The organism is Microbacterium sp., assembly GCF_047606385.1.
Lineage (GTDB): Bacteria > Actinomycetota > Actinomycetes > Actinomycetales > Microbacteriaceae > Microbacterium.
On sequence record NZ_JASGEL010000131.1, the window covers coordinates 53,354 to 78,649 of the forward strand.

Below are 25,296 nucleotides of genomic sequence, written 5' to 3' on the forward strand. Positions count from 1 at the left end.
ATGAGCACACCGCCCCTCGCCCCGATCAAGGTCGTCGAGCTGGCCGAGTTCGTCTCCGGTCCGTTCTGCGCGCGGCTCTTCGCCGATTTCGGCGCCGACGTCGTGAAGGTCGAGCCGCCGGAAGGCGACCGGGCGCGCCGGACCGCGCCGTTCCTCGGCGACGAGGAGGACCCGGAGCGCTCCGGCCTGTTCATGTACCTGAACACGAACAAGCGCGGCGTGACGATCGACCTCGGCACCGCCGACGGCGTGGAGCGGTTCCGTGCGCTCGTCGCCGACGCCGACATCCTGATCGAGGACCGCGCCCCGGGCGAGCTCGCAGGACTGGGCCTGGACTACGATCACCTCGCCGCGAAGAACCCGGGCCTGATCATGGTGTCGATCACGCCGTTCGGCTCGGACGGCCCGTACCGCGACTACGCCGATGCGCCGCTCACGACCTATCACGCGAGCGGCCAGGGGTACATGCTGCCGATGATGTCCCCGAACCTCGACCGCGAGCCGGTGCGCGGTCCCGGGTATCTCGGCGAGTACGACGCCGGCAGCGCGGCGGCCGTCGCCGCCCTGGCGGCGCTGCATTGGCGTCATCGGACGGGCCTGGGCCAGCACGTCGAGGTCTCGAAGCAGCACGCGATGACCCATCTGGAGCGCTCGCAGCTGCGCCGGTACCTCGACACCGGCGAGAGCCCGGATCGCACCGGGATGGGGCGGCTGCTCGAATCCCTCGTGGAATGCAAGGACGGCGAATACGTCATCCTCATCCTCTCGTCCCAGCACCAGTGGAACGGCCTGTTCGAGGCCATGGGCCGACCGGCATGGGGGCGCGACGAGAAGTTCCTCACCCAGCAGTCGCGTTCGGAGAACTACGCGGAGCTGCGCGCTCGTCTCGCCGACTGGGCGAAGACCCTCACCGCCGAAGAGGTGTTCCATGCCGTGCAGGCGCGGAAGAGCGCCTGCGCGCCGGCCCAGACCGCGGCGATGTTCCACGCGTCGGCGCAGACGAGATCGCGCGGCTACTTCATCGACGTCGACCATCCGGTCGCCGGCGCGCTGCAGCATCCGGGCTGGCCGTACATCTTCTCCGGCATCCGGGCCGAGCGGCGGGCCGGCGCCCCGTTGATCGGACAACACAATGCGGAGATCCTCCGCACCACAGAAGCGGAGGCGCTCTCATGACCCACGGCCCGCTGTCCGGAGTACGCGTCGTGGACTTCGGACACGTCCTCGCCGGACCCTACGCGACGATGCTGCTGGGCGCGCTCGGCGCAGAGGTGATCAAGATCGAGAGCCGGGCGAGGATCGACGAGCAGCGCATCCTGCACGGCGCCGGCGCGAGTGACGATCCGGAGGCGTCGTCGAACTTCTTCGAGATCAACCTCAACAAGCTCTCCGTGACGCTCAACCTGAAGACCCCCGAGGGTGTCGAGCTGGCCAAGCGCATCGTCGCCGCGGCCGACATCGTGATGGAGAACATGAGGCCGGGGGTCATGGACCGTCTCGGGCTCGGCTACGCCGCGCTCGCCGAGGTCAAGCCCGACATCATCATGCTGTCGCTGTCCGGATTCGGCGCGACGGGGCCGTTGCGCGGCTACACCGCATATGCCCCCTGCTTCACCTGCTTCTCCGGCCAGGCGCATCTGACCGGCTATCCGGACTGGGCGCCGAACCAGCTCACCAGCAGCGGAGACTCGCGCGCGGGGACGACCGGGGCGTTCGCGATGCTCATGGCGTTGGCGATCCGTGATCTGACGGGCGAGGGACAGTACATCGACCTGTCCTCGTCCGAGGCGCTGAATCAGCTGATCGGCGACCAGATGATGGACTTCACGATGAACGGCCGCTCCCCGCGCCGTCACGGCAATCACGTCGCCGACATGGCACCTCATCAGGTGTATCCCTGCGCCGGCGCGGATGAATGGGTGGCGATCGCGGTGCGGACCGATGCCGAATGGCAGGCGCTCGTGGCGGCCATCGGCTCGCCGTCGTGGGCGACGGAGCCCTCGTTCGCGACGGTGGCGGGACGCCTGGCAGGCCAGAAGCTGATCGACGCGAAGCTCGCGGAGTGGACCTCAGGGCGCGCCGCCCGGGAGATCATGACGCTGCTGCAGGACACCGGCGTCGCCGCCATGCCGTCGTTCACGGCGGAGCAGATCTTCTCCGATCCGCATCTGATCGCCCAGGGGGCCATCACCGAGGTGACGCATCCGGTGCTCGGCACACGCAAGGCGATCGCGCCGCCCTGGCGTCTCTCGCGGACCCCGGCGCGCATCTCGCGCACGGCTCCGCTTCTGGGCGAGCACAACCAGGAGGTGCTGCGCGATGTCGTGGGTCTTTCCCAGGAGGAGCTGGACGCGTTCATCGCCGCGGGCGTGGTCGCCTGACGGCGTCCGCGGGGCGCGGACCACGGCGACTCGCTGTGGTCCGGCTCGGGCTAGCCCGTCTTGGCCTGAGCCGCGAGCTGATCGCGCACGTCGCCGATGTGATCGCGCATCAGCCGCTCCGACCGCGCCGCGTCGCGGCTGCACACCGCGTCGATGATGGCCAGATGCTGAGGCAGCCCGACGTGGGGGCTGTTGGAGTCGACGGCCATGTGGAACTGATTGCGCACGACGCGCGCGTTCAGCTGCTCGAGCATCCGGTCGGCGGTCTCGTGCTCGGCGATCTCGCGCAGCCGCTGATGGAGCCCGTCGTTGAGGCGTGCGTACTCGGTGATGTTGAGATCCTTGATCGCGGTCTCCATCGCCTCGGCGAGGCCGCGCAGCTCGGTGATCTGATCGTCGGTGATCCGCTCCGCCGCACGAGCGGCGATGAGGCCCTCGATGATCTCCCGGAGGTCGATGATCTCGAGCGCCTCGTCGAGCGTCAGCTCACGCACGCGCGCGCCGCGGTTGGGCTGGAACTCCACGAGTCGTTCCCCGACGAGCTGAAGCAGTGCGCTGCGCACGACGAACCGGCTCGTCCCGAACGTCTCGGCGAGCTCCGCGGCCCCCAGGCGCTGCCGGGGAGCGTAGTCGCCGCGCAGGATCGCCGTCCGGATGGCGTCGTAGACGTCGGAGTTCGACTCCTCCATGTGACCCTCCTCGATCTTCCTCGCAGGAGCTTACTCCCGCAGGATTGCTAGCGATCATGGTAGCAGTGTGGCGTGGGTGTGGTCGCGCGGGCCGCGCGAGTCGCAGATCCTCGCGTCGGGAGCGGGTCGTCACGTCGATGTTCCTCGCCCTGATGGCATCGAACGCGTGCCTGCGGGCGAGCTCGTTCATGCTGATGACGCTCGTGCCGGTCTACGTCATGGACAACGGCTTCTCAGCGGCGGACGCCGGACTGACCACGACGCTGTACATGGGGGCCGCCGTCCTCATGCGCCCCGTCGCGGGCTCGCTCGTCGACCGGCGCGGACGCTGGATCGCCATGACGATCGGAGCGGTCGCGTTCACCGTGGCGAGCGGGCTTCTCCCGCTCGCCACGCCGCTCTGGCTGTTCCTGGTCGTGCGGGCGATCCAAGGACTCGGATTCAGCTTGAACGGCACGGCCGTCATGACCCTCGCGACGGACATCATCCCCGAGCGGCGTCTTGCGCAGGGGATCGGGCTGCTGGGGCTGGAGCAGACGATCGTGCAGATGTTCGCGCCGTGGCTGGCGCTGGAGCTTCGGGCGGTCGCAGGGTACGCCGTCGCCTTTCTCGTCGTGTTCGCGTTCGGCGTGCTCAACCTGCTGCTGCGCATCCCGCTGGCCGCGACATCCCGACGCGTGGACCGGGAACGACGAGAACGGATCCTCGTCCGCGAGGACGATCCTCTCCGGCAGACCCGCGTTCCGCTGTGGCATCGCGTCGTCGAGCGTGACGCGTGGCGGGTGTCGTCGGTCATGTTCTTCGTCATGTTCGGCACCACCAGCGTCAACAGCTTCCTCGCCGCCTACGCGATCGCCCGCGGAATCGAGAACGCGGGATTCTTCTTCACCGCCAGCGGTCTCGCGGTCGCCGTGTCACGGGTGCTCCTCGTGCCGCTCGGTCGGCGGTTCGGCCAGCTGAAGGTGGTGATGCCGGGGATCGTGACGGTGAGCCTCGCGATGCTCGTGATCGTGTGGGCGCCCGGCCTGCCTCAGCTGATCGTGGCGGGCCTCCTCTACGGACTGGGCACCGGCATGATCGCCCCCGGCCTGAACACCCTGGCGATCCTGGGTGCGAGCCGGCGCAACCGGGGCAGAGCCAGCAGCACGTTCTACATGGCGATGGATCTGGGCAATGCCCTCGGTGCGGCGGCGCTGGGCGTGGTGGCCTCCGCGTCCGGGCTCGGATCGGCGTTCGTCGTCTCGAGCGTCGTGGTCGTGGTCGCGGGACTGGTCCTGGCGCTGCAGTGGTGGCGGGGGTGGGTCAGCGATCCGCGCTGACCGGGCCCGATCACACCGGGAGGTCGTAGACGGCGATGCTGCCTGCGGCGGCGGCGGGCACGTGATGATCGGTGGGAGTCAGCATCCCGTCCACGCCGATCGACCAGCAGACCACATCGTCGCTCAGCCGCGCGGCGACGAGGAGATGCCGTCCATCGAGCGTCAGCGCGCACCCGCGCGGATCGCGTCCCCCGGCGGCGACCGTCTGGATGCGCGTGAGCGCGCCGGTGCGCGCATCGACCGCGAACGCGCTGATCAGATCCAGCTCCCGGATCAGCTGGTAGACGAAGCGGCCGTCCGGCGAGACCCGGATGTCGGACTGCATGGTCGCGCCGGTGTCGACGGCCTCCGGGGGCAGCGAGTCGACGTGCCCGAGCGAGCGCAACTCGCCTGCGTCGTCGTACGCCAGCGCCTCGATCACGGTCTGCGTCTCGTGATTCACGTAGACGACGGGCAGCGAGGGATGGAAGGCGCTGTAGCGGGGCGAGCTGCCGGGACGCGCCCGGTGCACGGACGACACCTCGAGGCGCGAGCCCTCGACGACCCGGAACGTCAACACCTGGTCGTCCCCCTTGTCGCACACGAGGAAGAACGCGTCGCTCGGCGCCACCGCGATCGAATGCAGCCGCGGATGGGTCTGTCGCGGCAGCGGGCCGCCGTCGCCGTGCCACGTGAGGATGTCCAGCGGCTCGCCGATCGCACCGTCCTCGTCGAGCGGGAACAGCACGGTGTTCGCGTCGTCGTACACGCTCTCGACGCTGAACCCGCCGTCGGCGCGGCGTGAGGTCCGCGTGACGGGAGGGCCGTCCGTGTGATGGGTGACCACCAGCCGCGATCCGCCCGCCACGAGGCCGAGGTGGCTGGGCAGGCTCCCGTAGCTCGGCCGGTCCGACAGCTCGGTCAGCCAACCCGTGGCCGGATCGATGCGGTAGGCGAGAACCCTCCCGCCGCCGCCGTCGAAGCGGTCGGGATGCCGCGAGGTCTCGTCCGTGCAGTAGAGCACGCCCCGGCGGGCGTCGACCACGACCTGCCCCACCGAGACGCCCGGGAACTGAGCGCCGAGACGCGTGAGGGCGCCGGTCGCCGCATCCAGCTCGCACACGACGAAGGCGTCCTTCTCCGGCGTCTTCCAGCGGTCCCAGTTGCCGATGTACACGCGCGAACGGGAGGTCATTCAGAGCTCCTCGCGCGTCAGCGGATCCCCGCCGAGGCGGCGGGGATCGAACGCCGAGTCGATCGCGGCCATGTCGCTCTCGGACAGGACGAAGTCCCAGACCTCGAGGCCGAGCCGCTGGCGGACGGGGTTCCCGCTCCCGAGGATGGGGACGACCCCGTGCTGACGATGCCAGCGCACGATGACCTGCGCCGGCGTGATCCCGAGCCGTGCGGCGATGCGGACGATGACCGCGGACTCGAGCACCTCGCCGCCCCGGGCGAGCGGACTGTACGCGACGGTCTGGATGCCGTGCGCCTCGTGGAAGGCGCGCAGCTCCGGCTGCGGAAAGATCGGATGCAGCTCGATCTGGTTCACCGCGGGGAGCGTCCCGGTCTCATCGCCCAGGCGGCGGAGCTGATCTGCGGTGAAGTTCGACACGCCGATCGTGCGCACCACGCCGGCCGCACGCAGCTCGATCATCGCGCGCCACGTCTCGACGTATCGGTCCACGGCCGGCATCGGCCAGTGGATCAGGTACACGTCGATCGGGTCGCCGCCCAGTCGCTCACGTGATTCCGCCGCGGCGCGCAGCGCGGAGCCGTACCCCTGATCGCGGCCGCGCAGCTTCGTCATGACGGTCACGTCGCCGCGTGGCACCCCGGATGCGGCGATCGCCCGGGGAACGGTCGCCTCGGTCCCGTACGCGGACGCGGTGTCGAGCAACCGGTAGCCGAGACGGAGGGCGGAGACCATCGCCTCGCCGGGATCCGTCGAGCGCGCCGAGCCCTGACCGATGGCCGGCAGCCGTGAGGAGTCGTTCAGGACCCGGTCGGTGCGGAACACGGTCGGATCGGTCATCGGGCGTCTTCGAGCCGGCGGAACAGCTCCGCCAGGCCGTCGACGACGGCGCGCTCGCCGCGCCCGGGGGCGACCGCGCAGCGTCTGCCGGTCTCCATCGTGCGGGCGTACATCGCTTCCGAGGGCAGGTACCCGATCCGGTCGTTCACGAGCGACAGCGGGAGGGTGTGCCGTCGGGGCGCCGCCCGCTCGATCAGGTCCGCGAGCTCCGTGTCGACCTCGCCGGAGACCCCGGCCAGCACGAGGTCGCCGAGCCGCAGGGCGGTCAGCCGCAGCTGCACCGTCTCGTGATCCTCCTCAGGGGAGTAGATCGCGCCCGAGGTGGGCAGTGCGATCGTGGCGGACGCCACCGCGAGCACATCCGTCGCGATCGGTGTCGCCGCCTGCGAGACCCGGTGCGCCTCCGCGCCGACGACGAGCCCGAGGGCATCGGCGGCATCGTAGGCGAACGCCGCGGGCGCGGCTTTCGCGCGTACCCGCGGACCCTGATCTCCGATCGCGGCGGGCGCGAACAGCGCCACGATGTCGTCGGCGCTGCGCGCCTCGACGCACCGCGCCGCGGCGCCGGCGAGGTCGCCGCTGACCTCGCCCGTCCCCAGCGTCACCGTCGAGTGGACGCCGTAGGTGAACAGGGTCGCCAGCTGCGGTCCGTCGACGGCGTCGATCCGCACGACCTGTACCCGTTTGTCCGACGGACCGGCGTCGTCGAAGCCTTCACGCCATCCCGCCGACGTGAACTCCATGCGGTGCACGTTGACGTCCGCGTGGCCGGTCGCGACCGAGACCGTCGCCGGCGCGAGGGCGGCCAGCGCGACGCGGATCGCGGGGATGCAACGGCGCTGCACCTCGGCCGAGTTCACGAGCGCCGCGTCCAACGGCCGGAGGGCGAGCGAGCCGGGCGACACCGTCCCGATGCGCGGTGCGTTGTGGCTGTGCGTCGCCCACATCAGCACGTTCGCCGCCGGCACCTCGGTCGCCTGCTCGATCGCGGCACGGAAGTCGGCGGTCTCGCCCACCTCGACGGCGTCGAGCGAGACGAGCACAGCCATCGTCCCCCGGCATTCCAGCACGAGGATGCGCGCGGAGATCGGGTCGTGGACGCCGCTGAACGTCGGATCCATCGGCACGCTCTTCGAGGTGCCCATCGGGTTCAGGTCGGTCAGGTCCGCCGGCGTGATGTCGACGCTGACCGCCGCGGCGCGCAGAGGATGCGGATGTGTGGTCATCGTCGGTGCTCCTTCGCCCTGGTCACCCTATCGACCGGCCGGTGCGGTGAAGAACGTGATGTTTCCCGGGCTCGCCACCTCGACGTGCTCGCCCACCGGGGACAGGTGGCCGTCCTCCTCGATCCGGTACGTCCACAGCTCGTTGCTGTACCGGGTGCCGACCAGCATGAACCGCCCGTCGGGCGAGATCGCGCATCCGCGCGGGGAGTCGCCGGCGAGCGGGATCGTCTCCAGGTGCGTGAGCCGCCCGGTCTCGCCGTCCACACCGAACACGGAGATCCCGTTCAAGCCGCGGACCGAGCTGTAGAGGAATCGTCCCGAAGGGTGGAACCGGATGTCGGCCTGCTTGAACGTGAAGCTGTCGGGCTGTCCGTCGGGCAACGAGCTGATCACCTGCACCTCTTCGAGACCGCCCTGCTCGTCGTAGCGGTAGACGCCGATGACCGACCGCGTCTGGAAGTTCACATAGAGGTACGGCTCGGTGGGGTGGAAGGCGAAGCCGCGCGGCGACGCCCCGGGCACGGTGGCGAACCCGGTCTCGCCGTTGAGCAGCCGGATGCGGCCCTCCGCCTCGTCGATGGCGACGGTGTAGATGCGGTCCTCGCCCTTGTCGCAGATGACGTAGAAGCCGCCCGAGGGCGAGCGCACCACGGCGTGGAGCTGCGGATGGGTCTGCACCCGATGCGCGCCCCCGGTGCCCATGAAGGTCACGACATCCAGCGGCGCGCCGATCGCGCCGTCCTCGCCTACCGCGAACAGCACGAGCGTCGCCGCGTCGTACTCCTGCACGACGCGGAAGCCGCTCTCCCGGTCGCCCTCCACCCTGGTGATGGGCACCCGGTCGGTGTGGTGCGTCACCAGCAGGAAACGCCCCGTCGGGTCGAGCGTGGACGAGCTCGGCAGCGAGCCGTAGCTGGGCGAGTGGTTGATCTCCTCCAGATCGCCGGAGACGGGGTCGATCCGGAAGGCGAAGACGCGTCCGGCATAGCCGTGCTGCGCCTGGTCGTAGGTGACGCCTTCGTCGGTCGCATACAGCACCCTGCGGGCGGTGTCGAGATACGTGGAGCTCACGCTGATGCCGGGGAACTTCGCCTCGATCGGGCGCACGGCCCCCGAGCGCTCGTCATAGTCGCAGATGGTGAACGCGTCCTTGATCGGCTCCTTGAACCGCTCGAACTGGCCGATGTAGGCGAAGGTCTTGGTCGCTGTCAGGGGTTCTTCGATGCTCATGTGAGCCCTTCCGGGAACGGGATGGAGGAGGATCAGGCCGGCAGCCGGATCTCGCGCACCGAGACGCTGCGGCCGAAGGACGGGATGACGACGCTGTGCTTTCCCGGGCCGCCGGCGACGGCGAGCACGAGATCTTCCGGCGCGACCACGGCCACCTCGTCCTGGTCGTCCGCATCGCCATACAGCTTCGGGTAGCGATTGCGCAGCCGACCGTCTCGCGCCTCCTTCGACCACTGCGACAGGGGGATGCGGGCATGACGGGCGATGAACGCGCGGGCGTCGTCACGGGTGAAGCCGTCGCCGGCGATGACCGCCGCGTGCTCGGCGCCGATGACCACCATCGGCGTGCTCCGAGGATTGTGCGCGTGGTTGGAGCCGACCGTGGCCAAGGTGTGCGCGATCATCCGCAGCAGTCCCGTCGCGCGGGTGCTGAAATGGTCGTTCACGTTGAGCGGTCCTTCGCCGCCGATCACCGTGACGGTGCTCGTGTCCGGCGAGCCGGTCTGCTCCTCGGCGAGGGTCGGCCAGCGGTTCGCCTCGACGTCGACCGGCTGGTCGCTGAAGCAGAGGCTCCACTTGGCCGGACCGCCGAACGTCGCCATGTCCAGTCCGCCCGGCCGCGCACCGCCGACGTTCATGAGAGCCAGCCGCACCGCCCGACCGACCCGGGCGTTCACCGGCCAGCCCGGCCCCATGCAGCCGCTGCCGCCGTGGACGCCGAGCTGGGCCGCGACCGGTCCGCTGACGAGGATGACAGGGCCGGCCGGATGTGTGGTCGCCTGAATGCTCAGCAGGTTGAACTCGCCGCCGAGAACCGCCGCGAGCACTTCGGTGACGAGCCAGAACTCGGGCGGCGTGCATCCGGTCATCGCGGCGTTGGCGGCCGCCACCGAGTAGGTGAGCGTCCCGTTGGCCGGGGGGACCTCGCCGATCACGGTCTCGCCGGACTGCGGCACGAACTCCAGGAGGTGCGCGACCCGCTCGCGAGTCGGAGCGAACAGGGGCATACCGTCGCCGACCTCGTCGGCGGTGAACGAGGCTGCGGGGGTGAGGGTCATCGTCATCGTCCTTCCGTGACGAGAGCCGCGGTGTTCAGACCGAGCTCGGTCGCCACGTCGTCCATGAGCGCACGGATCTTCGCCTGCGCCCGCTCCGCGGGGATGCCGCTGACCGGATGCTGCGGCACGATCAGCCGGGGTTCCTCGACGCCGCCGCGAGCCAGCACCGCCTCGGCGAGCGAGCGGAAGCGATCGGTCGCGATCAGCATGCAGGGCACGCCGAGCCGCTGCAGGGAGATGTAGTCGCGCGCGACCCAGGAGGTGCATCCGCCGCATTCCGCGGAGGCGAGGAACACGACGTCGCAGTCGGTCAGCGACGCGAGCACGGCCTGGTCGGCGTTCTCCGCGAGCGGCTCCTTGGACCCGTACGCGAACTCGAGTCCGGGATCGATCTCGGCCAGGCTCGTCTTGATCTGATCGAGCATCGCGTCGGCGTTCGGCTTCTTGTTGCTGAAGAAGCCGACCTTGCGCAGACGAGGCACGTGGACCCACGTGTCCACGGCGTCAGCGGCGGATTCCACGGCGACGGCACCGCGTGGGTCGACGAGCTCGGCTGTCGACCAGTCCTCGAGATACATGCTCGACTCCTTCGATTGAAGCGGCGTCCACGCCGCGAGGGCATTGAGTCCGTGCGAGGCCGCAGCTATATTGTAAGCAGTTTTGCTATCAGTATAGAGAGCAAGTTTGGGGCGTCAAGAGTGTCCCGGAGAGGAGGCGACGATGGCCGGCTTCGAGACGATCGAGGTGGAGGTCGCCGACGCGGTCGCGACGCTGACCCTGAATCGCCCGCACGTCCGCAATGCCGTGGACGATGCGATGCGAAGCGAGCTGGCGGAGGCCGTGGCCCGGATCCACGCGGACGACGGCATCCGCGTGGTGATCCTGACCGGCGCCGGTCCCGCGTTCTGCGCCGGCGGCGACATCGCGGGCATGCAGCAGCGCCTCGACGAAGGTGAGCGCGCACCGGAGCTCGGATGGCGTCGGCAGCGCGCGTTCCATCACACCGTCACCCGGCTGTACGAGCTGGACCGGCCGGTGATCGCGGCGGTCAACGGCGCCGCCTTCGGCCTGGGGCTCGATCTCGCGCTGGCGTGCGACTTCATCCTGCTGGCCGATGACGCGGCCCTCGGCGAGAGCTTCGTGCATCGCGGTCTCGTGCCCGACGGCGGCGGCATGTTCCATCTGCCGCGCCGGGTCGGTCTGGCGCGGGCGAAGGAGCTGATCTACACCGGGCGCCGCGTCGAGCCCGCGGAGGCCGAACGGATCGGGCTCGCGGATCGCGTGGTGCCGGCGGCGGAGCTGACCCGCCACGCTCGTGAGTTCGCCCGGGCCCTGGCGGCGCAGCCGCCGGTGGCGCAGGCCCTGGCCAAGAGCATCCTCAATCGTTCTTCGGAGCTCGATCTCGCCGAGGTCAACGCGCTCGGCAGCGCGGCGCAGGCGATCTGCTATGCGACGCCGGAGCATCGCGACTCCGTGCGCGCGTTCCTCGCCGAGCGCGCGGCGAAGCGTCAGGCGGCGTCGTCGCACGACGCGAGGTAGTGCTCGGCGTCCATCGCCGCGACCGTCCCGGATGCGGCGGCTGTCACCGCCTGACGATAGGTCGGGTCGACGACGTCCCCCGCGGCGAAGACGCCGGGGATGCTGGTGCGCGAGGAGCGTCCCTCGACCGCGATCGTGCCCTGGGCGGTGAGCCGCAGCTGGTCGCCGAACAGCGCGGTGCGCGGGTCGTTGCCGATCGCGACGAACACGCCCTCGACGTCCAGCGTGCCCGGCTCGCCGTCGAGTCGGAGGCGCTCCACCTTCGCGTCCCCGACGATCTCGTCGACCCTGGTGTTCCAGCGGAAGTCGATCTTCGGGTCGTCGAAGGCCCGTTGCTGCATGATCTTCGAGGCCCGGAGGGTGTCGCCGCGGTGGATGACGGTGACGTGCTCGGCGAAGCGGGTGAGGAAGGTCGCCTCCTCCATCGCCGAGTCGCCGCCGCCGACCACCGCGACACGCTGCCCCTTGAAGAACGCGCCGTCGCAGGTCGCACACCACGAGACGCCGTAGCCGGACAGGCGGTCCTCGCCGGCGACGCCCAGCTTGCGGTAGGCGGAGCCGGTCGCGATGACGACGGTCCGCGTCTCGAAGGCCTCGCCGAACTCGGTCCTGATCCGTTTGACGTCTCCGGTGAGCTCGACCTCGGTGACCTCGTCGAAGACGATCTCCGCGCCGAACCGCTCGGCCTGCGCGCGCATGCGCTCCATCAGCTCCGGACCCTGGATGCCTTCCGGGAACCCGGGGAAGTTCTCGACCTCCGTGGTGTTCATGAGCTCGCCGCCCACGTCGGACATCCCCGCGATGAGGATCGGCGACAGCTCGGCGCGGGCCGCGTAGATCGCGGCGGTGTAGCCTGCCGGCCCGGAGCCGATGATGATGACGTTGTTCATGATTGACCGCCCTTGTCTCACGCGTGTCCGAGCTCCGGCAGTGCGGGCGCGCCACCGTGTCGGACGAGAACAGGATACCTTTTGCCGCGCTTATTGCTAGCAATCACGACAGCAGAACTGAAAGCTATTTAGATACAAATCCTTGTGCGACAGCAATCTGGCTGGCACTATTGCTATCAACAGCGACTCGACAGAAGGCGAGGCCGGAACGGCCGACCCGCTCACGTAGCCTCTGTCGAACCCTCAACGGAGAGAGGAATCCATCACATGACGATCCATCGCAGGCGCCTCACGGTCGCAGCTGCCGTGTTCGCCGTTCTCGGCCTCACCGCCTGCTCGAACGCGAGCATGAGCGGCAACAGCGGCGGCGGCGTCGCCGACCTGTCGGGAGACGTGCCCACCGGCGTGACCATCACGATGTGGCACAACACCGCCGATTCGCAGGCGCTGCTGGACCTCTACCAGGCGTACGAGGACTATTCCGGCAACACCATCGAGCTCGTCGACATCCCCTCTGCCAGCTACACCAAGGACATCCAGGTCAAGTGGGCCACCGGTGAGCGTCCCGACCTCATGGAGTGGAGCGGCAACCCGATCGACGTCTCCGGGTTGAACGTGCCCGACAACATGCTCGACCTCAGCGACATGGACTTCGTCCAGGCGGGCGGCCAGATCGCCCAGCAGTCCGGGGTGTCGGACGGCAAGACCTACGCTGCGACGCTCGGGCCCCTCGGCATCCGGGGCATCTTCTACAACAAAGACGTCTTCGCACAGCTGGGGCTCGACGAGCCGCAGACCTACGACGACCTCATCGCCGACTGCGCCGCCGTCCAGTCGTCGGGCTCGGGCGTCGACACCTTCTTCGAGGCGGCGGGCTCGGGATACCCGCAGTCGATCCTCGCCGTCTACCTCTACCTGGCGGACAGCAACATCGACGACGCCTACATCGATGCGGTCACGAGTGGCGAGGAGAAGATCAACGATCCGGACGGCGCGTTCGTCAAGGCGCTGACGCAGTACGACGAGCTGCGCACCTCCGGCTGCTTCAACTCGGATGCGGCGACCGCGAAGATCGAGGACGCGCGCAACGCCCTGTGGAACGGCGAGGCGGCGATGATGGGCGACAGCGTCGACGCGATCGCGGTCTTCGACAGCCTCGCGAACGGCGACACGGACGCCGTGGACTCGAAGATCGGGTTCGTCACGCCGTCCGTCTCCGGTCAGACCGCGCCGTACACGTTCAGCCCGCTGGGAACGTTCTACGTGCCGGAGACCGGTGACTCCGACAAGGAGCGCGTCGCGCTCGACTTCATCGAGTTCGCGACGGGCCAGGGCTATCAGGACTACGTGGACGAGGCGACGAGCATCCCCACGCTCGACACCGCGACCACGCCCGAGATGCAGGGGCTCTGGCAGGAGGTCGCCGACCAGTACGAAGCGTCGGCATCGCTCGGCATCAATGCCGGCATCCCCGGGTTCGGGAACATCGGCGACGAGACGATGAAGCTGACCGCCGGGCAGTCGACGCCGCAACAGGTCGCCGACAACATGCAGGCGTACTACGACCAGGCCGTGGCCGCAGCCGCGGGCTGACCCGAGTCCCGCAGCAGATCCGCAGACAGGAAGCAACGCACATCATGACCGCACTCAACAGCGTCGACGCGGAGCAGCTGTTGGAGGCGTCTGAGCAGACCGGCCTCCGTCCGTCCCGGAAACGGGGCGGACGGGGGAGGGCTCCCGGACGTCGTCCTCGACGCCGCAAGGCGCTCTTCTTCTACTGGTTCGCGCTGCCGTCGTTCGCGCTCGTGCTCGTGTTCTTCCTGGTGCCGTTCGTCGCGAACCTGTTCTTCGCGTTCACGCAGTGGACCGGCTACAGCGACACGATCCGCTTCAACGGCCTCGACAACTTCATCACGCTCGACAAGCTCGGCCTGATCTGGCACGCCGTCGGGGTGACCCTCGTCTACGCGATCACCGGCATGCTCGTGCAGAACACGATCGGTCTCACCCTGGCCAAGGCGCTCCAGCGCAATGGTCGTATCGACACGTTCTTCCGATCGCTCTACTTCGTGCCGGTGCTGATCTCGCCGCTCGCGGCAGGGTACATCTGGAGCGCCGTCCTCACCCCCGACGGGCCGCTGAACCAGCTGATCTCGATCTTCGTCCCAGGGTTCGACTTCTACTGGCTCGGCGGCAACGTCTCGGCGCTGCTGACGGTGGCCGTCATCGACGCCTGGAAGTGGAGCGGGCTGGCGACGCTCATCTACATCGCCGGACTCAACCGCATCCCGGGCCAGATCATCGACGCCGCCCGCATGGACGGCGCGGGAGGCTGGCGCCGCTTCTGGTCGATCGAGTTCCCGCTGCTCGCGCCGTCGTTCACGTTCAACATCATCATCACGCTCGTCTCGGCCTTCAGCGCGCTCGACATCGTCTTCTCGACGACGAACGGCGGTCCCGGAAATGCGACGGCCGTGCTCAACTACGCGCTCTACGCCCAATACGGCAACGGCCTGTTCGGCACCGCGAGCGCTCTCGGCCTGATCATCACGGTCATGGTCGTCGTCGCGGCGGTGCCCATGCTCGCCATCCTTCGCAGGAGAGAGGTGCGGATGTGACCGTCACCACCACACGCCTCATCACGGTTCCCCGCGCCAAGCAGGCGAGTCGCACCACGCGCTACACCGCGCTGTCCTGGGCGAAGTACACCGCCCTCGCACTGTTCGCGATCCCGTGGATCCTGCTGCCGTTCTGGGTCCTCCTCGTCAACTCCTTCAAGACCGAGGGAGAGGCGGGCGGGCTCTCGATCGACCTGCCGACGGTATGGGCGGCGGTCGAGAACTACACCACGGTGCTGGTGCAGGGGAACTATCTTCTCGGGCTGCGCAACAGCATCCTCGTCGCCGTGCCGACGATCGTGCTGGTGCTGCTGCTGGGGACGATGGCCGCCTGGGCGTATGCGCGGTCGAGCTCGAAGGTGCTCAAGGTCACCTACTACCTGTCGGTGCTGTCCATCGTCCTGCCGCCGGCCATCATCCCCACCGTCTTCGTACTGATGAACCTCGGCATCAACGGCACGATCGTCGGCTACCTGTTGACGTCGGTCGGCACCAGGCTCGGGATCATCACGTTCCTCGCCACCGGATTCGTCCGCACGCTCCCCGACGACTTCGAGGACGCGGCCGCCATCGACGGCGCCAACAAATGGCAGATCTACTGGCACGTCATCCTGCCGCTGCTGCGGCCGACGATGTTCGCCGGCGCGATCATGCTCGTCATCGGCGTGTGGAACGACTTCTTCTTCGCCCTCTTCCTCTTGCGCGGATCCGACAGCGCCACGCTGCCGCTGACCCTGTACCGTTTCGCCTCATCCTCCGCCGACGGCCTCGCGTGGAACCTCGTCTTCGCGCACGTGATCCTCACGAGCCTGCCGCTGTTCATCGCGTACTTCGCCCTGCAGCGGAAGGTCCTCGCCGGCCTGACGGACGGTGGTCTGACCGGCTGACGTGCGCTCCGGCGGGACGCCGGCACGTGTCCGAGCAGTGGACACGCGCTGCTCGCGATGTCAAGCCTCTGCATGCTGCCGGGTCGCGGCGCACGCGTGGTGCGCGCGGCGCGGCGGCTGCGGCATCCGCGATTCTGAGGAGATTCGGGATGCTGAGGTCTCTTCCCGCGGCAATCCTCCTCAGAATCCCGAATCTCCTCAGAATCGTGACTCCCCGCGTGTAACTTCCGTTTCGCTGCGCTCACGAGGCGACCGAGGCCTATCGGCGGCAGTTCAAACCACCGCGCTGACGCTGACGCTGTAGCGGAGTTCCGGACACGTGCCGGTCGTCCTGTCAAGCCTCAGTCGGTCGTCGCCTCATGCGCTCACAATCGAAGCGCCGCGATCGGAGCTGCGATCGAAGCGCCGCGATGAGGAGGAGCACCATGGCCATCATCGAGAACCATCCCGTGCTGACGTCGGCCGACGGATCGCCGTCCACCGCCGGCAGACTCTGGACACAGGTCGAATCCGACTTCTGGGTCGGTCAGGAGGACGGCTCGTTCCTGGGGAGCGTGGAACGGCAGTCGAGCAGGTACTTCGCCCGCAACGCGCAACGAGCATACGTCGGCGAGTACTCGACCCTTGCGAGCGCCATCCGGGCGATCGGGGACCGGCGGAGCTGACTCCGACGCCGCGCTCAGCCCTCCGCAGGGCGGAAGCGCAGCGCCGACCACACCGGGTCGATCGAGACCTGTCGCACCGGCCGGAGGCCCTCCGCGCGCACCAGGTCGGCGAGGCTGTCGCGGTTGAGGTCGGTGCCGAGCTGTCCGGCCTTCGGGTATGCGATCCAGGAGACCGCGTCCCGCCGGGCGAACTCGAGCGTCTCGCGCACCTCGGCGCTGGCGAGCTCCGCACGCACCCGGACGAGCACCACCGCGGCAGTGGCCGCCGCGGCATCCGTCGTGCTCGCGAGCTCGGTGAACGCGTCGGGCAGATCGGCCGCCGCGGTGCGAAGGAGCACGCCGCCGGGCGGCAGCTGGAGCTTGCGGGCGAGGTCCACGTGACTCGCGGTCAGACGACGGCGAGGAAGCCGAGGACGGCCGCGGCGATCGAGAGCACGACGAGTGCGAGGGGGATCGGCGGCTCGTGTCGCCGCAGGTGCGCGACCGTCGCGCCGGTCATGAGCACGGCGAGCGCGATCGCCGCGATCGGGCTGAGCACGGCGGCGATGCCGGAGAGGGCGGGCAGGATCAGGCCGATGGCGCCGAGCACCTCGGCGACGCCGATGAGCTTGACGGCAGTGGGGCTGAAGTCCTCGGCCCAGCCCATGCCCACGGCCTGCAGCGCGTCCTTCGACCGGGCGAGTTTCATGATCCCGGTGCCCAAGAACACCACGGCGAGCAGGCCGGCGACGATCCAATAGGCGATGAGCATAGTGCCATCGTCACGACGTTTCGTCGTCGCCGCAAGTCGGGGCAGGGCTTCACCCGTGTCGTCCAGCGTCTGTCAAGCCCGATGTCTCGCTCCGTGCCGTGTGCGACCGTGCTGAGACGCGTCCGCGACCGGCGGAGACGCAGAGAGGACAGCCATGAGCAGAGACCAGTACACGCTCGCCGACCCCACCACCCTCTACCCGGACATCGCCCCGGAGCGGCAGCACCAGCCCGAGCCCGGCCTCGACGCGGAGCTGAGCCCGCAGGCCGACCTCGGTGAGGACACCTATCGCGGGACCGGCCGACTGGCCGGGAGGAAGGCGCTGATCACGGGGGCGGACTCCGGGATCGGGGCGGCGACCGCGATCGCGTTCGCGCGAGAGGGCGCCGACGTGGCCATGTCATACCTCCCGGAGGAAGAGGAGGACGCCGCGCGCATCGCCGCCATCGCCCGCGACGCCGGAGTCACGGTGCTCGCGCTGCCCGGCGACCTTAGGGATGCGGAGTACTGCCGTGATCTCGTGGCGCGCAGCGTCGACGGACTCGGCGGTCTCGACATCCTCGTGAACAACGGCGGGAAGCAGATCTTCAACGAGGATCTGACGACGCTGCCCGACGAGCAGTTCGACGACACGTTCAAGACGAACGTCTACGCGATGTTCTGGATCACCAAGGCCGCGCTGGCCCACTTGAAGCCGGGCTCGACCATCATCAACACCACGTCGATCCAGGCGTACAACCCGTCCGACATCCTGGTCGACTACGCGTCGACCAAGGCGACGATCAATGCGTTCACGAAGGCGCTCGCCCAGCAGCTCGCGCCGAAGGGGATCCGCGTCAACGCGGTGGCGCCCGGCCCGATCTGGACCCCGCTGCAGGTGACGGAGGGGCAGCCGCAGGAGAAGATCGAGAGCTTCGGCAGCCACACTCCCCTGGGACGCGCGGGCCAGCCTGCCGAGCTCGCCCCGGCGTACGTGTTCCTCGCGTCGCCGGAGTCGAGCTACGTGGCGGGCGAGACGCTGAACGTCAACGGCGGGTCGCCGACGCCGTGACGTCGTCGATCGGCTGACGGCGGTGGCGCGCATCGGGACCTCCGGGTGGAGCTACGACCACTGGGCCAGCGTGCTGTACCGGCCGGGCCTGCCGGCCCGCGATCGGCTGGCCGTGTATCGCTCCGAGTTCGACACGGTGGAGCTGAACGCCAGCTTCTACCGCTGGCCGCCCGCCTCGCGCTTCGCGTCCTGGCGGGAGCGCCTGGGGACCGGATTCGAGCTGGCGGTGAAGGCGCCGCGCGGCCTCACACACGGTCGGCGACTGCACGAGCCCGAGGGATGGATCGAGCGGATCGTCCCGGGCATGCACGAACTGGCGCCGATTCGCGGCCCATTGCTCGTGCAGCTGCCCCCGGCGATGGAGCGCGACGACGCGCGGCTCTCATACTTCCTCGCCGCACTGCCCCCCTGGCTCCGCCCGGTCATGGAGTTCCGTCACGACTCGTGGCTGGCCGACGCGGTGTTCGACATCCTCGCGCGTCATGACACGGCCTACTGCGTGATGAGCGGCGCACACCTGCCGTGCGTCCTGCGAGCGACGGCACCGCACGTGTACATCCGCTTCCATGGGCCGGATGCCGAGAATCTGTACGGCGGCTCGTACTCGGACGACGACATGTGGTGGTGGGCGGCGCGCATCCGCGAGTGGGAGAGCGCCGGACACCGCGTCTACGCGTACTTCAACAACGACGGCGCCGGCAACGCGGTGCGCAATGCGCGCACGCTCCGCGAGATGCTGACGTGAGCGACCTCAGCGCTGGTCCGCGTCGATGAGCTCCAGCAGCGCCTTGAGCGCGTCTCTGATCTCGATGTGGTCGTACTGGCCCGCGCGGCTCTCGCCGGAGATCACCGCCGAGCGGCGCACGCGCGTGAGATCGCCGTACGGGAACGTGTACGCCTTCTTCGTCTCGCGGTCCTCGCCTTTGTCGACGCCCAGATGCCAGTGCGCGTACTCCGTCCACCCCTCCCGCTCGATGAAGCCGTTCTCGTCTGCGGCCGACGGAGCCGCCTCCGACCAGTCGTCGCGTTCGTCGCGGACGACCTTGCCTTCCCGGACGAGCTTGCGCGCGTGCTGCAGAGCCGGGTTGTTCAGTTCGATGGCCATGGCGCCACGGTACGCATCACCGGGGGACGCAGCACGGGGGTTGACGCGGCGGGCGCGCGGGTCAGCAGAAGTCGGGAGCTCGGATCCCCCTTCTCCGGCGGCGCCTGCGGTTCGATATCGGGCACCGAGCATGCGGGCAGCGCCGGGCTCTCCTCGGCCGGTGTCGACGGCGACGGCTCGGCCTCCTCCACCGCGGCCGGATGCGCGAACGCGACCACGCCGCCCGCAGGCACTGGATCCGGAGCTAGCCATGAATCTGGCTATCATGGCCAGATGGTGGCATACAATGTGCTGGATGCGCGCAACAACCTGTCCCGGCTGATCTCGCAGGCGCGATCGGGTGTGGAGGTGGTCATCATGAACCGGGGCGTCCCGGTCGCTCAGCTCACGCCCGTCGGTCCGGTCGACCTGCCGTTCACGGGGGATTCACTGGCGGACTGGATCGACGCGAACCCCTTGCCTGCTCGGCTGTCGCGCCCGACCGCAGAGATCCAGGCGGACATCCGTGCGCTGCGGGACGCGTGGGAATGATCTACCTCGACACGTGCATTCTGATCTATGCGCTCGAGGACGGCGGCGGGCTCGGCGAACGCACGCGCGCCGCGATGCGAGGCGTCGATGATCGCCTGGCCGCGAGCCCGTTGGTGCTCCACGAATGCCTCGTACGTCCGATCCGCGACGGCGATAACGAACTGCGTGCTCGGTTCGTCGAGGTCTACAACCGGCTGGTGCGCATCCAGATGGACGAGTCCGTCTTCGTTCTCGCCGCCGAGCTCCGAGCACGGCACGGCCTCAAGGCGCCGGACTCACTGCACCTCGCGGCAGCGCAGCTCGCGCGTTGTGACCAGCTCTGGACGAACGACGAACGTCTTGCCACGGCATCCCGCGGCCTGGCGGTCGACATGATCGGCGAGGCGGTCCGAACCGCGCCGGCGGATGCCGCGACGCGAAGGACTGGTGCCGGCCGCATCCACGGGCCACGATGAGCGCTATGAAGCGCCTCGTCGTGTGCTGCGACGGCACCTGGAGCAAACCGGACAGCGCGAACGCGTCCAATGCGGAGAAGATCGCGCGGACGGTCCAGGTCGACCCGGACCTGACCGGCGGCGTCACCCAGCTCGTGTACTACGTCAGCGGAGTGGGAGCCGCCGGCTACGCCGCCGACCGGTTGCTCGGCGGGGCCTTCGGCTTCGGACTGTTCCACAACGTGATCGCCTGCTACCGGTTCCTCGCCCAGAACTACGCGCCCGGGGACGAGATCTTCATCTTCGGGTTCAGCCGCGGCGCGTACACGGCTCGATCGCTGGCCGGGATGATCGGGCGGGTCGGGCTGCTGACCCGGCAGGCGCTGGTGGAGGAGCGGCTGCGCACCGCGGTCGACCTGTATCAGCGCAAGGACCCGGTCGAGGGGCCGTTCGGTGCGAGCGTCGAGGAGTTCGCCCATGACCACTGCCATGCGCCGGGCGTGCAGTTCCTCGGCGTGTTCGACACCGTCGGCGCGCTCGGCGTGCCGGGGCTGCGGTGGGGGACGCCGAAGTTCCACGACGTGCAGCTCGGCCCCGCCGTGCTGCACGCCCGTCAGGCGCTCGCCATCGACGAGCGACGACTGATCTTCGCCCCCACGCTGTGGGAGATCCCCGAAGACGCCCCGGCGGGCGCCTCGACGGAGGACCGGCGGGTGAAGCAGGTGTGGTTCGAGGGCGTCCACTCCGACGTCGGCGGCGGATATGCCGAGACCGGGCTCTCCGACACCACTCTGCTGTGGATGGTGCGCGAGGCCCGCGGCGCCGGCCTCGTCTTCGACGGGCCGCTGCTCGCGCACTACGTGAACAGCGGATCGGATCCCATCCGGCACCGGTCGCTGACGTTCGGGTTCTGGCTGCTGAACGCCCTCCTCCGGATGAGGTCCGCGATCTTCGCGCGGACGCGGCGGGCGGCGTTCATCCGCGGCCTCCGGCGCCTGGGCGACGGTCGTGCGCTGTCGCTGCGGATCGCCAGCAGCGCCGTCAACCACTATCAGGGCGGCGGCTACGAGCCGGCGAACCTGGTGGAGCTCGCGCAGGCGACGAACGGCTTCGCCGGCATCGCCGAGTCGGTCACCGCGCTGCCGGAGGCCGGCGTCGACCTCACTCCCTACGCGACGGCGTGACCCGGTCAGGGCCGCGGGTATCGGTCGAAGATCTCCGCCGCGGCCTCTCCGAACCCCGCGGGCAGCCCCGCCTCGGCCAGGGTCGCGGCGATCTGCCGCATCTCGTCACCCCACCGCCAGCCCTTGGCTGTCGCGTGGGCACGCGCCTGCGCCAGCTGCGCCGCGAACGCCGGCTGCGAACGGTGCCATTCCTGCAGCAGGGCGTCGTCGACGCCGCTCGCCTGCGCGAGCTCGAACGCGGCCAGGACGAGCGCGTCGCCGATCTTCGTCACCGACGCGTAGCCCATCTTCATCGCCGACGCCGAGAACCCGCCCTCGAGGACGATCGGCTCCACGATGCTGCCGGCGAACACGCGGGCCGTGCGCGTCGCCGCCGCGCCCGACAGATACAGCCGGGTCGTCCCCGCCGCCGCGGGCGGCGGTCCGATCACCGATCCGTCGATGTACGTCGCGCCCGCCTCGTGCACGAGGGCGGCCACCTCGGCGGCGCGCGCCGGACCGATCGCGTTGGCGTCGAGGTAGAGGCCGTCGAACCCGGGCAGCTCGCGGGCGGCCGGGAGCGCTGCGGCGGGCGGCACGAGCGAGACGACCAGCTCCACGCCGGTCAGATCCTGCCAGGGGACGAGACCTGCCGCGGCGGCCCGCTCCGCGGTCGCGCGGCCGCGTCCCTCGGGCAGCCATCCCACCTCGTGCCCGGCGCCGACCAGCGCGGCCCCGACCGCCGCGCCCATGGCACCGGGGTGGAGCACGGCGATGCGTGTCATCGGTTCCTCCTCGCCTCCGGCCTCCGCCGGGTCTCGCAGTGCTGCGGCGCCATCAGCCGCGCAGGAACAGGACGCTGATGAGCAGCGCGATGATGAAGGTCGTGTACGCGTAGGCGATCAGGGTCTGCCCCGTGACGATACGTCGGGCCCGTGCCGGCTGTCGCCGCCGCGAGCGCGATCGTGTTCCGGTGCAGGTCGGAGACGAGCCAGGGCGCCGGCTGCGGGTCGGTCATCCTCCCAGTGTGGCCGCCCGGCGACGATCCTGCGCGGGCGCGCCGAGGCGCTCCGCCGCCATAGCGGACGCATAGGACAAGGATGGGGCGGACATGAGGCGGCTCTCTACGGTCGTCGTCATGCCTGACCTCTCCCCGCTCTCCGCATCCGTCATCTCGCGCCGAACGCTCCTGCTCGGCATCCCCGCCACGGCCCTGCTGCTGGCCGGCTGCACGGCGACCAGCACGTCGACCTCGTCGGCATCCGCCACCGCGACTGCGACCGCGACCCCGACCGCCACGGCGACGACGTCCTCGTCCTCCACCGACGTGGTCGCTCTCGCGCAGGCCTTCAAGGCCACGCTGAGCAGCGACCTGCAGTCGACGCTGCAGCAGGAGTACACGCTCTCGAACGCCGAGCGCTGGTCGAACCTGCCGCAGGCGCTCATCGGCGGCGGCCCCGGCGGGAGCAGCTCCAGCAGCCGCATCGGCATCACGCTCGGCGACCTGGACGACACGCAGTGGGCCTCGTTCCAGACGCTGCTGCAGGCCACGACCGGCTCCGGATCCGGCACCGGCTACGAGGAGATCCTGCAGCACCTCAATGCCGACGACTACCTCGCCGACAACGGCGGCGGCAGCTCCTACGGCCGTGAGAACTTCTACATCGCCTACCTCGGCGAGCCCTCGGACACCGGCACCTGGGAGTTCCAGTTCGGCGGTCACCACCTCGCGGTCGCGAACACCTACATCGACGGCGTCCTGGTCGGTGCGACCCCGTCGTTCCGCGGCATCGAGCCGAACGGCGACTTCACGTGGGACGGCGAGACCGACCATCCCATGGCGGCGAAGGAGGCGGCGTTCACGGCGCTGCTCGCGAGCCTGTCGAGCGACCAGCTCGCCACGGCCGAGCTCAGCAAGACCTACACCGACCTGGTGCTCGCCCCCGGCAACGAGTGGGCCTTCCCCTCCACCTACGAGGGCATCGCCGGATCGGCGCTGAGCACCGATCAGAAGGAGCTGCTGCTGGCGGCGATCAACGGGTACGTGAGCGACATCGCGGACGCGGACGCCGCCCGCATCCTCGCCGAGTACGAGGCCGACCTCGACACGACCTACCTGGCGTACTCGGGCACGACGGCGCTGACGGAGAAGAACGACTACATCCGCATCGCCGGGCCGGCGGTGTGGATCGAGTTCTCCATGCAGAGCGGCATCGTCCTCTCCGGCAACCACCCCCACTCGGTGTGGCGCGACCGCAACACCGACTACGGCGGCACCCAGAGCTGATGATGGCGCGCGCAGGGCTGGCCGTGGCGGCGCCGACGACGAGAGCCCCTCGTCGCGGCCGGCCGCTGCTGTGGACGCTCGCGGTGGCCGCCGCGGTGCTGTGGCTCGTGCTCGCCGTCGTGCCGGCCGCGAGCGCCCACATCGTACCCTGGACCACGATCCAGCTCGCCGTGCACGAGGACGACACGGTCGCGACGGTCAGCATCCCGCTCGACGACCTCGCCGCGGCCACCGGGCTCGACCTCGGTGACGAGACCCAGGAGGACGTCGACGCGAACGCCGACGCCATCGAGGCCTACCTGCTCGCCCACTTCACCCCGACCGACGACGACGGCGAGGCCTGGAGCGTCGTCATCGACGACATGACCGTCTCGGGCGCGGGGGACACGACCACCACCGGGCTGTACCAGCAGGTGGTCGTGACGTTCACGCTGACGCCCCCGGACGGCTCCGACGGGCGTTCGTTCGATCTCGGCTACGACGCGGTCATCGAGAGCGTGGTCACCGAGGTGATCGTGGTGACGGTGTCCAGCGACTGGGCCGGGGGAGACGTCGACAGCGCCTACGAGGTCGGCACGATCCAGACCGACACCGTCACCGGCACCGTCCCGGACCTCCACGTCGACCTCGGCGACGCCAGCCTGCTCAAGGGCCTGGTCAGCATGTTCTGGCTCGGTGTCACGCATATCCAGGAGGGCACGGACCATCAGCTGTTCCTGCTGACGCTGCTCCTGCCCGCCCCGCTGCTCGCGCTGCGCCGCCGATGGCGAGGACCGGTGCCCACCATGACGGCGATCCGGCGCATCACGACGATCACGATCTCGTTCACCGTGGGGCACTCGCTCACCCTCGCCCTGGGCGCGCTGGGTCTGCCGGTGCCGGTGCAGCTGGTCGAGGCCGGCATCGCGCTCAGCATCCTCGTCGCCGCGGTCCACGCCATCCGCCCGATCTTCCCCGGGAAGGAGGCGCTGGTCGCGGGTGCCTTCGGGCTCGTCCACGGGCTGGCCTTCTCCGAGACGCTGCGGGATCTCGACCTGTCCGGCTGGCGGCTCATCGTCTCGCTGCTCGGGTTCAACCTCGGGATCGAGGCGATGCAGCTGGTCGTCGTCGCCGTCGCGCTGCCGCCGCTGCTGATCCTCGCGCATGCGCGCCGGTACACCGGGCTGCGGGTGGCGGCCGCGTCCCTCACGGGCGTCGCCGCGATCGGATGGATGCTGGCGCGGCTCGGCGTCCCCAACGTGGTCGCGGATCTCGCCGACCAGCTCGGCGCCTTCTCGATCCCGCTGGTGCTCGCGCTCTGGGCAGCCGCGGCGATGGCGCTGTGGCGGGCGAGACGGCGGGCGCGGTCGGGGCCGGTCAGCCCGCCCCCGGTCCGCGCGGAGGCCGAGCTCGTCTCGTGAGGGGCGCCCTGTGTCATAACTCCGCCTGGGCGTGTGCCGTGACCTCGCCCCCGCACGT

At 69.6% G+C, this 25,296-nt stretch carries 27 protein-coding genes; 15 read left to right on the forward strand and 12 right to left on the reverse strand.

Going from position 1 to position 25,296, the window contains the following annotated elements:
- Window positions 1–1,176, forward strand: a complete 1,176-nt coding sequence (locus QM626_RS13705; protein WP_415077513.1) for a CaiB/BaiF CoA transferase family protein — start codon at window positions 1–3, stop codon at window positions 1,174–1,176.
- Window positions 1,173–2,381 carry a CaiB/BaiF CoA transferase family protein gene (locus QM626_RS13710; protein ID WP_415077514.1) on the forward strand — a complete coding sequence of 403 codons (1,209 nt, stop codon included), beginning with the start codon at window positions 1,173–1,175 and terminating at the stop codon, window positions 2,379–2,381. The genes QM626_RS13705 and QM626_RS13710 overlap by 4 nt, the downstream gene beginning before the upstream one ends.
- Before the next feature lie 50 nt (window positions 2,382–2,431).
- On the opposite strand, the gene QM626_RS13715 is transcribed toward QM626_RS13710, so the two are convergent.
- Window positions 2,432–3,070, reverse strand: a complete 639-nt coding sequence (locus QM626_RS13715) for a GntR family transcriptional regulator (RefSeq protein ID WP_415077515.1) — start codon at window positions 3,068–3,070, stop codon at window positions 2,432–2,434.
- A 152-nt stretch (window positions 3,071–3,222) separates the two neighbouring features.
- Between QM626_RS13715 and QM626_RS13720 the strand changes: the two genes are divergently transcribed.
- Window positions 3,223–4,389 (forward strand): MFS transporter, encoded by a 1,167-nt coding sequence (locus tag QM626_RS13720; protein ID WP_415077516.1) that lies wholly within the window; start codon window positions 3,223–3,225, stop codon window positions 4,387–4,389.
- Window positions 4,390–4,399: 10 nt separating this feature from the next.
- On the opposite strand, the gene QM626_RS13725 is transcribed toward QM626_RS13720, so the two are convergent.
- Genes QM626_RS13725 through QM626_RS13750 form a run of 6 tightly spaced genes read right to left on the reverse strand, consistent with a single transcriptional unit; the run spans window position 4,400 to window position 10,495 of the window.
- Window positions 4,400–5,563, reverse strand: coding sequence for a lactonase family protein (locus QM626_RS13725; protein ID WP_415077517.1), 1,164 nt, complete (start codon window positions 5,561–5,563; stop codon window positions 4,400–4,402).
- A complete protein-coding gene (locus tag QM626_RS13730; RefSeq protein ID WP_415077518.1) occupies window positions 5,564–6,403 on the reverse strand; it encodes an aldo/keto reductase in 840 nt (279 codons plus the stop codon).
- Entirely contained in the window at window positions 6,400–7,629 is a 1,230-nt protein-coding gene (locus QM626_RS13735; protein ID WP_415077519.1) for a neutral/alkaline non-lysosomal ceramidase N-terminal domain-containing protein, read from the reverse strand. Before QM626_RS13735 ends, QM626_RS13730 begins: the two co-directional genes overlap by 4 nt.
- A 27-nt stretch (window positions 7,630–7,656) precedes the next feature.
- Entirely contained in the window at window positions 7,657–8,859 is a 1,203-nt protein-coding gene (locus tag QM626_RS13740; RefSeq protein WP_415077520.1) for a lactonase family protein, read from the reverse strand.
- A 32-nt stretch (window positions 8,860–8,891) separates the two neighbouring features.
- Entirely contained in the window at window positions 8,892–9,917 is a 1,026-nt protein-coding gene (locus QM626_RS13745; protein ID WP_415077521.1) for a hypothetical protein, read from the reverse strand.
- A gap of 2 nt (window positions 9,918–9,919) precedes the next feature.
- Window positions 9,920–10,495 (reverse strand): hypothetical protein, encoded by a 576-nt coding sequence (locus QM626_RS13750; RefSeq protein WP_415077522.1) that lies wholly within the window; start codon window positions 10,493–10,495, stop codon window positions 9,920–9,922.
- A 142-nt stretch (window positions 10,496–10,637) separates the two neighbouring features.
- On the opposite strand from QM626_RS13750, the gene QM626_RS13755 reads away from it, so the two are divergent.
- Window positions 10,638–11,456, forward strand: a complete 819-nt coding sequence (locus tag QM626_RS13755; RefSeq protein WP_415077523.1) for an enoyl-CoA hydratase/isomerase family protein — start codon at window positions 10,638–10,640, stop codon at window positions 11,454–11,456.
- Here the strand turns inward: QM626_RS13755 and trxB are convergent.
- Complete coding sequence (gene trxB, locus QM626_RS13760; protein ID WP_415077524.1) at window positions 11,426–12,346, reverse strand: thioredoxin-disulfide reductase; 921 nt, start codon at window positions 12,344–12,346, stop codon at window positions 11,426–11,428. The two genes, QM626_RS13755 and trxB, sit on opposite strands and share 31 nt — an antisense overlap.
- Window positions 12,347–12,613: 267 nt before the next feature.
- Here trxB and QM626_RS13765 point away from each other — a divergent pair, with 267 nt between their 5' ends.
- The 4 genes from QM626_RS13765 (at window position 12,614) to QM626_RS13780 (ending at window position 16,516) form a co-directional block, all read left to right on the forward strand.
- Window positions 12,614–13,939, forward strand: a complete 1,326-nt coding sequence (locus QM626_RS13765) for an ABC transporter substrate-binding protein (protein WP_415077525.1) — start codon at window positions 12,614–12,616, stop codon at window positions 13,937–13,939.
- Between the two features lie 44 nt (window positions 13,940–13,983).
- A complete protein-coding gene (locus QM626_RS13770; protein ID WP_415077526.1) occupies window positions 13,984–14,964 on the forward strand; it encodes a carbohydrate ABC transporter permease in 981 nt (326 codons plus the stop codon).
- Window positions 14,961–15,851 (forward strand): carbohydrate ABC transporter permease, encoded by an 891-nt coding sequence (locus QM626_RS13775; RefSeq protein ID WP_415077527.1) that lies wholly within the window; start codon window positions 14,961–14,963, stop codon window positions 15,849–15,851. The genes QM626_RS13770 and QM626_RS13775 overlap by 4 nt, the downstream gene beginning before the upstream one ends.
- A gap of 425 nt (window positions 15,852–16,276) precedes the next feature.
- Window positions 16,277–16,516 (forward strand): hypothetical protein, encoded by a 240-nt coding sequence (locus QM626_RS13780; RefSeq protein ID WP_415077528.1) that lies wholly within the window; start codon window positions 16,277–16,279, stop codon window positions 16,514–16,516.
- Between the two features lie 14 nt (window positions 16,517–16,530).
- On the opposite strand, the gene QM626_RS13785 is transcribed toward QM626_RS13780, so the two are convergent.
- Window positions 16,531–16,893 (reverse strand): hypothetical protein, encoded by a 363-nt coding sequence (locus QM626_RS13785; RefSeq protein WP_415077529.1) that lies wholly within the window; start codon window positions 16,891–16,893, stop codon window positions 16,531–16,533.
- An 11-nt stretch (window positions 16,894–16,904) separates the two neighbouring features.
- Entirely contained in the window at window positions 16,905–17,267 is a 363-nt protein-coding gene (locus tag QM626_RS13790) for a DoxX family protein (RefSeq protein WP_415077530.1), read from the reverse strand.
- Between the two features lie 154 nt (window positions 17,268–17,421).
- Here QM626_RS13790 and QM626_RS13795 point away from each other — a divergent pair, with 154 nt between their 5' ends.
- Window positions 17,422–18,318 (forward strand): SDR family oxidoreductase, encoded by an 897-nt coding sequence (locus QM626_RS13795; RefSeq protein WP_415077531.1) that lies wholly within the window; start codon window positions 17,422–17,424, stop codon window positions 18,316–18,318.
- A gap of 22 nt (window positions 18,319–18,340) precedes the next feature.
- Window positions 18,341–19,063, forward strand: coding sequence for a DUF72 domain-containing protein (locus tag QM626_RS13800; protein ID WP_415077532.1), 723 nt, complete (start codon window positions 18,341–18,343; stop codon window positions 19,061–19,063).
- Window positions 19,064–19,069: 6 nt separating this feature from the next.
- Here the strand turns inward: QM626_RS13800 and QM626_RS13805 are convergent, their stop codons facing one another.
- On the reverse strand, window positions 19,070–19,423 hold the full coding sequence (locus QM626_RS13805) for a hypothetical protein (protein ID WP_415077533.1): 354 nt from the start codon (window positions 19,421–19,423) through the stop codon (window positions 19,070–19,072).
- On the opposite strand from QM626_RS13805, the gene QM626_RS13810 reads away from it, so the two are divergent.
- The 3 genes from QM626_RS13810 to QM626_RS13820 are packed head-to-tail and all read left to right on the forward strand — an operon-like array spanning window position 19,388 to window position 21,572.
- Window positions 19,388–19,954, forward strand: a complete 567-nt coding sequence (locus QM626_RS13810; protein ID WP_415077534.1) for a type II toxin-antitoxin system Phd/YefM family antitoxin — start codon at window positions 19,388–19,390, stop codon at window positions 19,952–19,954. The genes QM626_RS13805 and QM626_RS13810 overlap by 36 nt on opposite strands.
- Entirely contained in the window at window positions 19,951–20,409 is a 459-nt protein-coding gene (locus QM626_RS13815) for a type II toxin-antitoxin system VapC family toxin (protein WP_415077535.1), read from the forward strand. Before QM626_RS13810 ends, QM626_RS13815 begins: the two co-directional genes overlap by 4 nt.
- Before the next feature lie 5 nt (window positions 20,410–20,414).
- On the forward strand, window positions 20,415–21,572 hold the full coding sequence (locus tag QM626_RS13820; RefSeq protein ID WP_415077536.1) for a DUF2235 domain-containing protein: 1,158 nt from the start codon (window positions 20,415–20,417) through the stop codon (window positions 21,570–21,572).
- A gap of 5 nt (window positions 21,573–21,577) precedes the next feature.
- On the opposite strand, the gene QM626_RS13825 is transcribed toward QM626_RS13820, so the two are convergent.
- The gene (locus QM626_RS13825; RefSeq protein WP_415077537.1) at window positions 21,578–22,336 is read right to left on the reverse strand and encodes a DUF1932 domain-containing protein; all 759 of its coding nucleotides are present in this window, start codon (window positions 22,334–22,336) and stop codon (window positions 21,578–21,580) included.
- Window positions 22,337–22,689: 353 nt separating this feature from the next.
- Between QM626_RS13825 and QM626_RS13830 the strand changes: the two genes are divergently transcribed.
- Window positions 22,690–23,838, forward strand: a complete 1,149-nt coding sequence (locus QM626_RS13830) for a DUF3500 domain-containing protein (RefSeq protein WP_415077538.1) — start codon at window positions 22,690–22,692, stop codon at window positions 23,836–23,838.
- Window positions 23,838–25,238 (forward strand): HupE/UreJ family protein, encoded by a 1,401-nt coding sequence (locus QM626_RS13835; protein WP_415077539.1) that lies wholly within the window; start codon window positions 23,838–23,840, stop codon window positions 25,236–25,238. Before QM626_RS13830 ends, QM626_RS13835 begins: the two co-directional genes overlap by 1 nt.
- Window positions 25,239–25,296 lie beyond the last annotated feature (58 nt).

Excerpts from the sequence above, each read along its gene's own strand:
- QM626_RS13750 (WP_415077522.1), bottom strand. The coding sequence starts at position 10,495 with ATGTATCTCGAGGACTGGTCGACAGCCGAGCTCGTCGACCCACGCGGT.
- trxB (WP_415077524.1), bottom strand. The coding sequence starts at position 12,346 with ATGAACAACGTCATCATCATCGGCTCCGGGCCGGCAGGCTACACCGCC.
- QM626_RS13820 (WP_415077536.1), top strand. The coding sequence starts at position 20,415 with ATGAAGCGCCTCGTCGTGTGCTGCGACGGCACCTGGAGCAAACCGGAC.
- QM626_RS13765 (WP_415077525.1), top strand. The coding sequence starts at position 12,614 with ATGACGATCCATCGCAGGCGCCTCACGGTCGCAGCTGCCGTGTTCGCC.
- QM626_RS13740 (WP_415077520.1), bottom strand. The coding sequence starts at position 8,859 with ATGAGCATCGAAGAACCCCTGACAGCGACCAAGACCTTCGCCTACATC.
- QM626_RS13780 (WP_415077528.1), top strand. The coding sequence starts at position 16,277 with ATGGCCATCATCGAGAACCATCCCGTGCTGACGTCGGCCGACGGATCG.
- QM626_RS13735 (WP_415077519.1), bottom strand. The coding sequence starts at position 7,629 with ATGACCACACATCCGCATCCTCTGCGCGCCGCGGCGGTCAGCGTCGAC.
- QM626_RS13795 (WP_415077531.1), top strand. The coding sequence starts at position 17,422 with ATGAGCAGAGACCAGTACACGCTCGCCGACCCCACCACCCTCTACCCG.
- QM626_RS13825 (WP_415077537.1), bottom strand. The coding sequence starts at position 22,336 with ATGACACGCATCGCCGTGCTCCACCCCGGTGCCATGGGCGCGGCGGTC.
- QM626_RS13835 (WP_415077539.1), top strand. The coding sequence starts at position 23,838 with ATGATGGCGCGCGCAGGGCTGGCCGTGGCGGCGCCGACGACGAGAGCC.
- QM626_RS13705 (WP_415077513.1), top strand. The coding sequence starts at position 1 with ATGAGCACACCGCCCCTCGCCCCGATCAAGGTCGTCGAGCTGGCCGAG.
- QM626_RS13805 (WP_415077533.1), bottom strand. The coding sequence starts at position 19,423 with ATGGCCATCGAACTGAACAACCCGGCTCTGCAGCACGCGCGCAAGCTC.
- QM626_RS13770 (WP_415077526.1), top strand. The coding sequence starts at position 13,984 with ATGACCGCACTCAACAGCGTCGACGCGGAGCAGCTGTTGGAGGCGTCT.
- QM626_RS13815 (WP_415077535.1), top strand. The coding sequence starts at position 19,951 with ATGATCTACCTCGACACGTGCATTCTGATCTATGCGCTCGAGGACGGC.
- QM626_RS13830 (WP_415077538.1), top strand. The coding sequence starts at position 22,690 with ATGCCTGACCTCTCCCCGCTCTCCGCATCCGTCATCTCGCGCCGAACG.
- QM626_RS13730 (WP_415077518.1), bottom strand. The coding sequence starts at position 6,403 with ATGACCGATCCGACCGTGTTCCGCACCGACCGGGTCCTGAACGACTCC.
- QM626_RS13790 (WP_415077530.1), bottom strand. The coding sequence starts at position 17,267 with ATGCTCATCGCCTATTGGATCGTCGCCGGCCTGCTCGCCGTGGTGTTC.
- QM626_RS13725 (WP_415077517.1), bottom strand. The coding sequence starts at position 5,563 with ATGACCTCCCGTTCGCGCGTGTACATCGGCAACTGGGACCGCTGGAAG.
- QM626_RS13710 (WP_415077514.1), top strand. The coding sequence starts at position 1,173 with ATGACCCACGGCCCGCTGTCCGGAGTACGCGTCGTGGACTTCGGACAC.
- QM626_RS13755 (WP_415077523.1), top strand. The coding sequence starts at position 10,638 with ATGGCCGGCTTCGAGACGATCGAGGTGGAGGTCGCCGACGCGGTCGCG.
- QM626_RS13715 (WP_415077515.1), bottom strand. The coding sequence starts at position 3,070 with ATGGAGGAGTCGAACTCCGACGTCTACGACGCCATCCGGACGGCGATC.
- QM626_RS13720 (WP_415077516.1), top strand. The coding sequence starts at position 3,223 with ATGGCATCGAACGCGTGCCTGCGGGCGAGCTCGTTCATGCTGATGACG.
- QM626_RS13745 (WP_415077521.1), bottom strand. The coding sequence starts at position 9,917 with ATGACCCTCACCCCCGCAGCCTCGTTCACCGCCGACGAGGTCGGCGAC.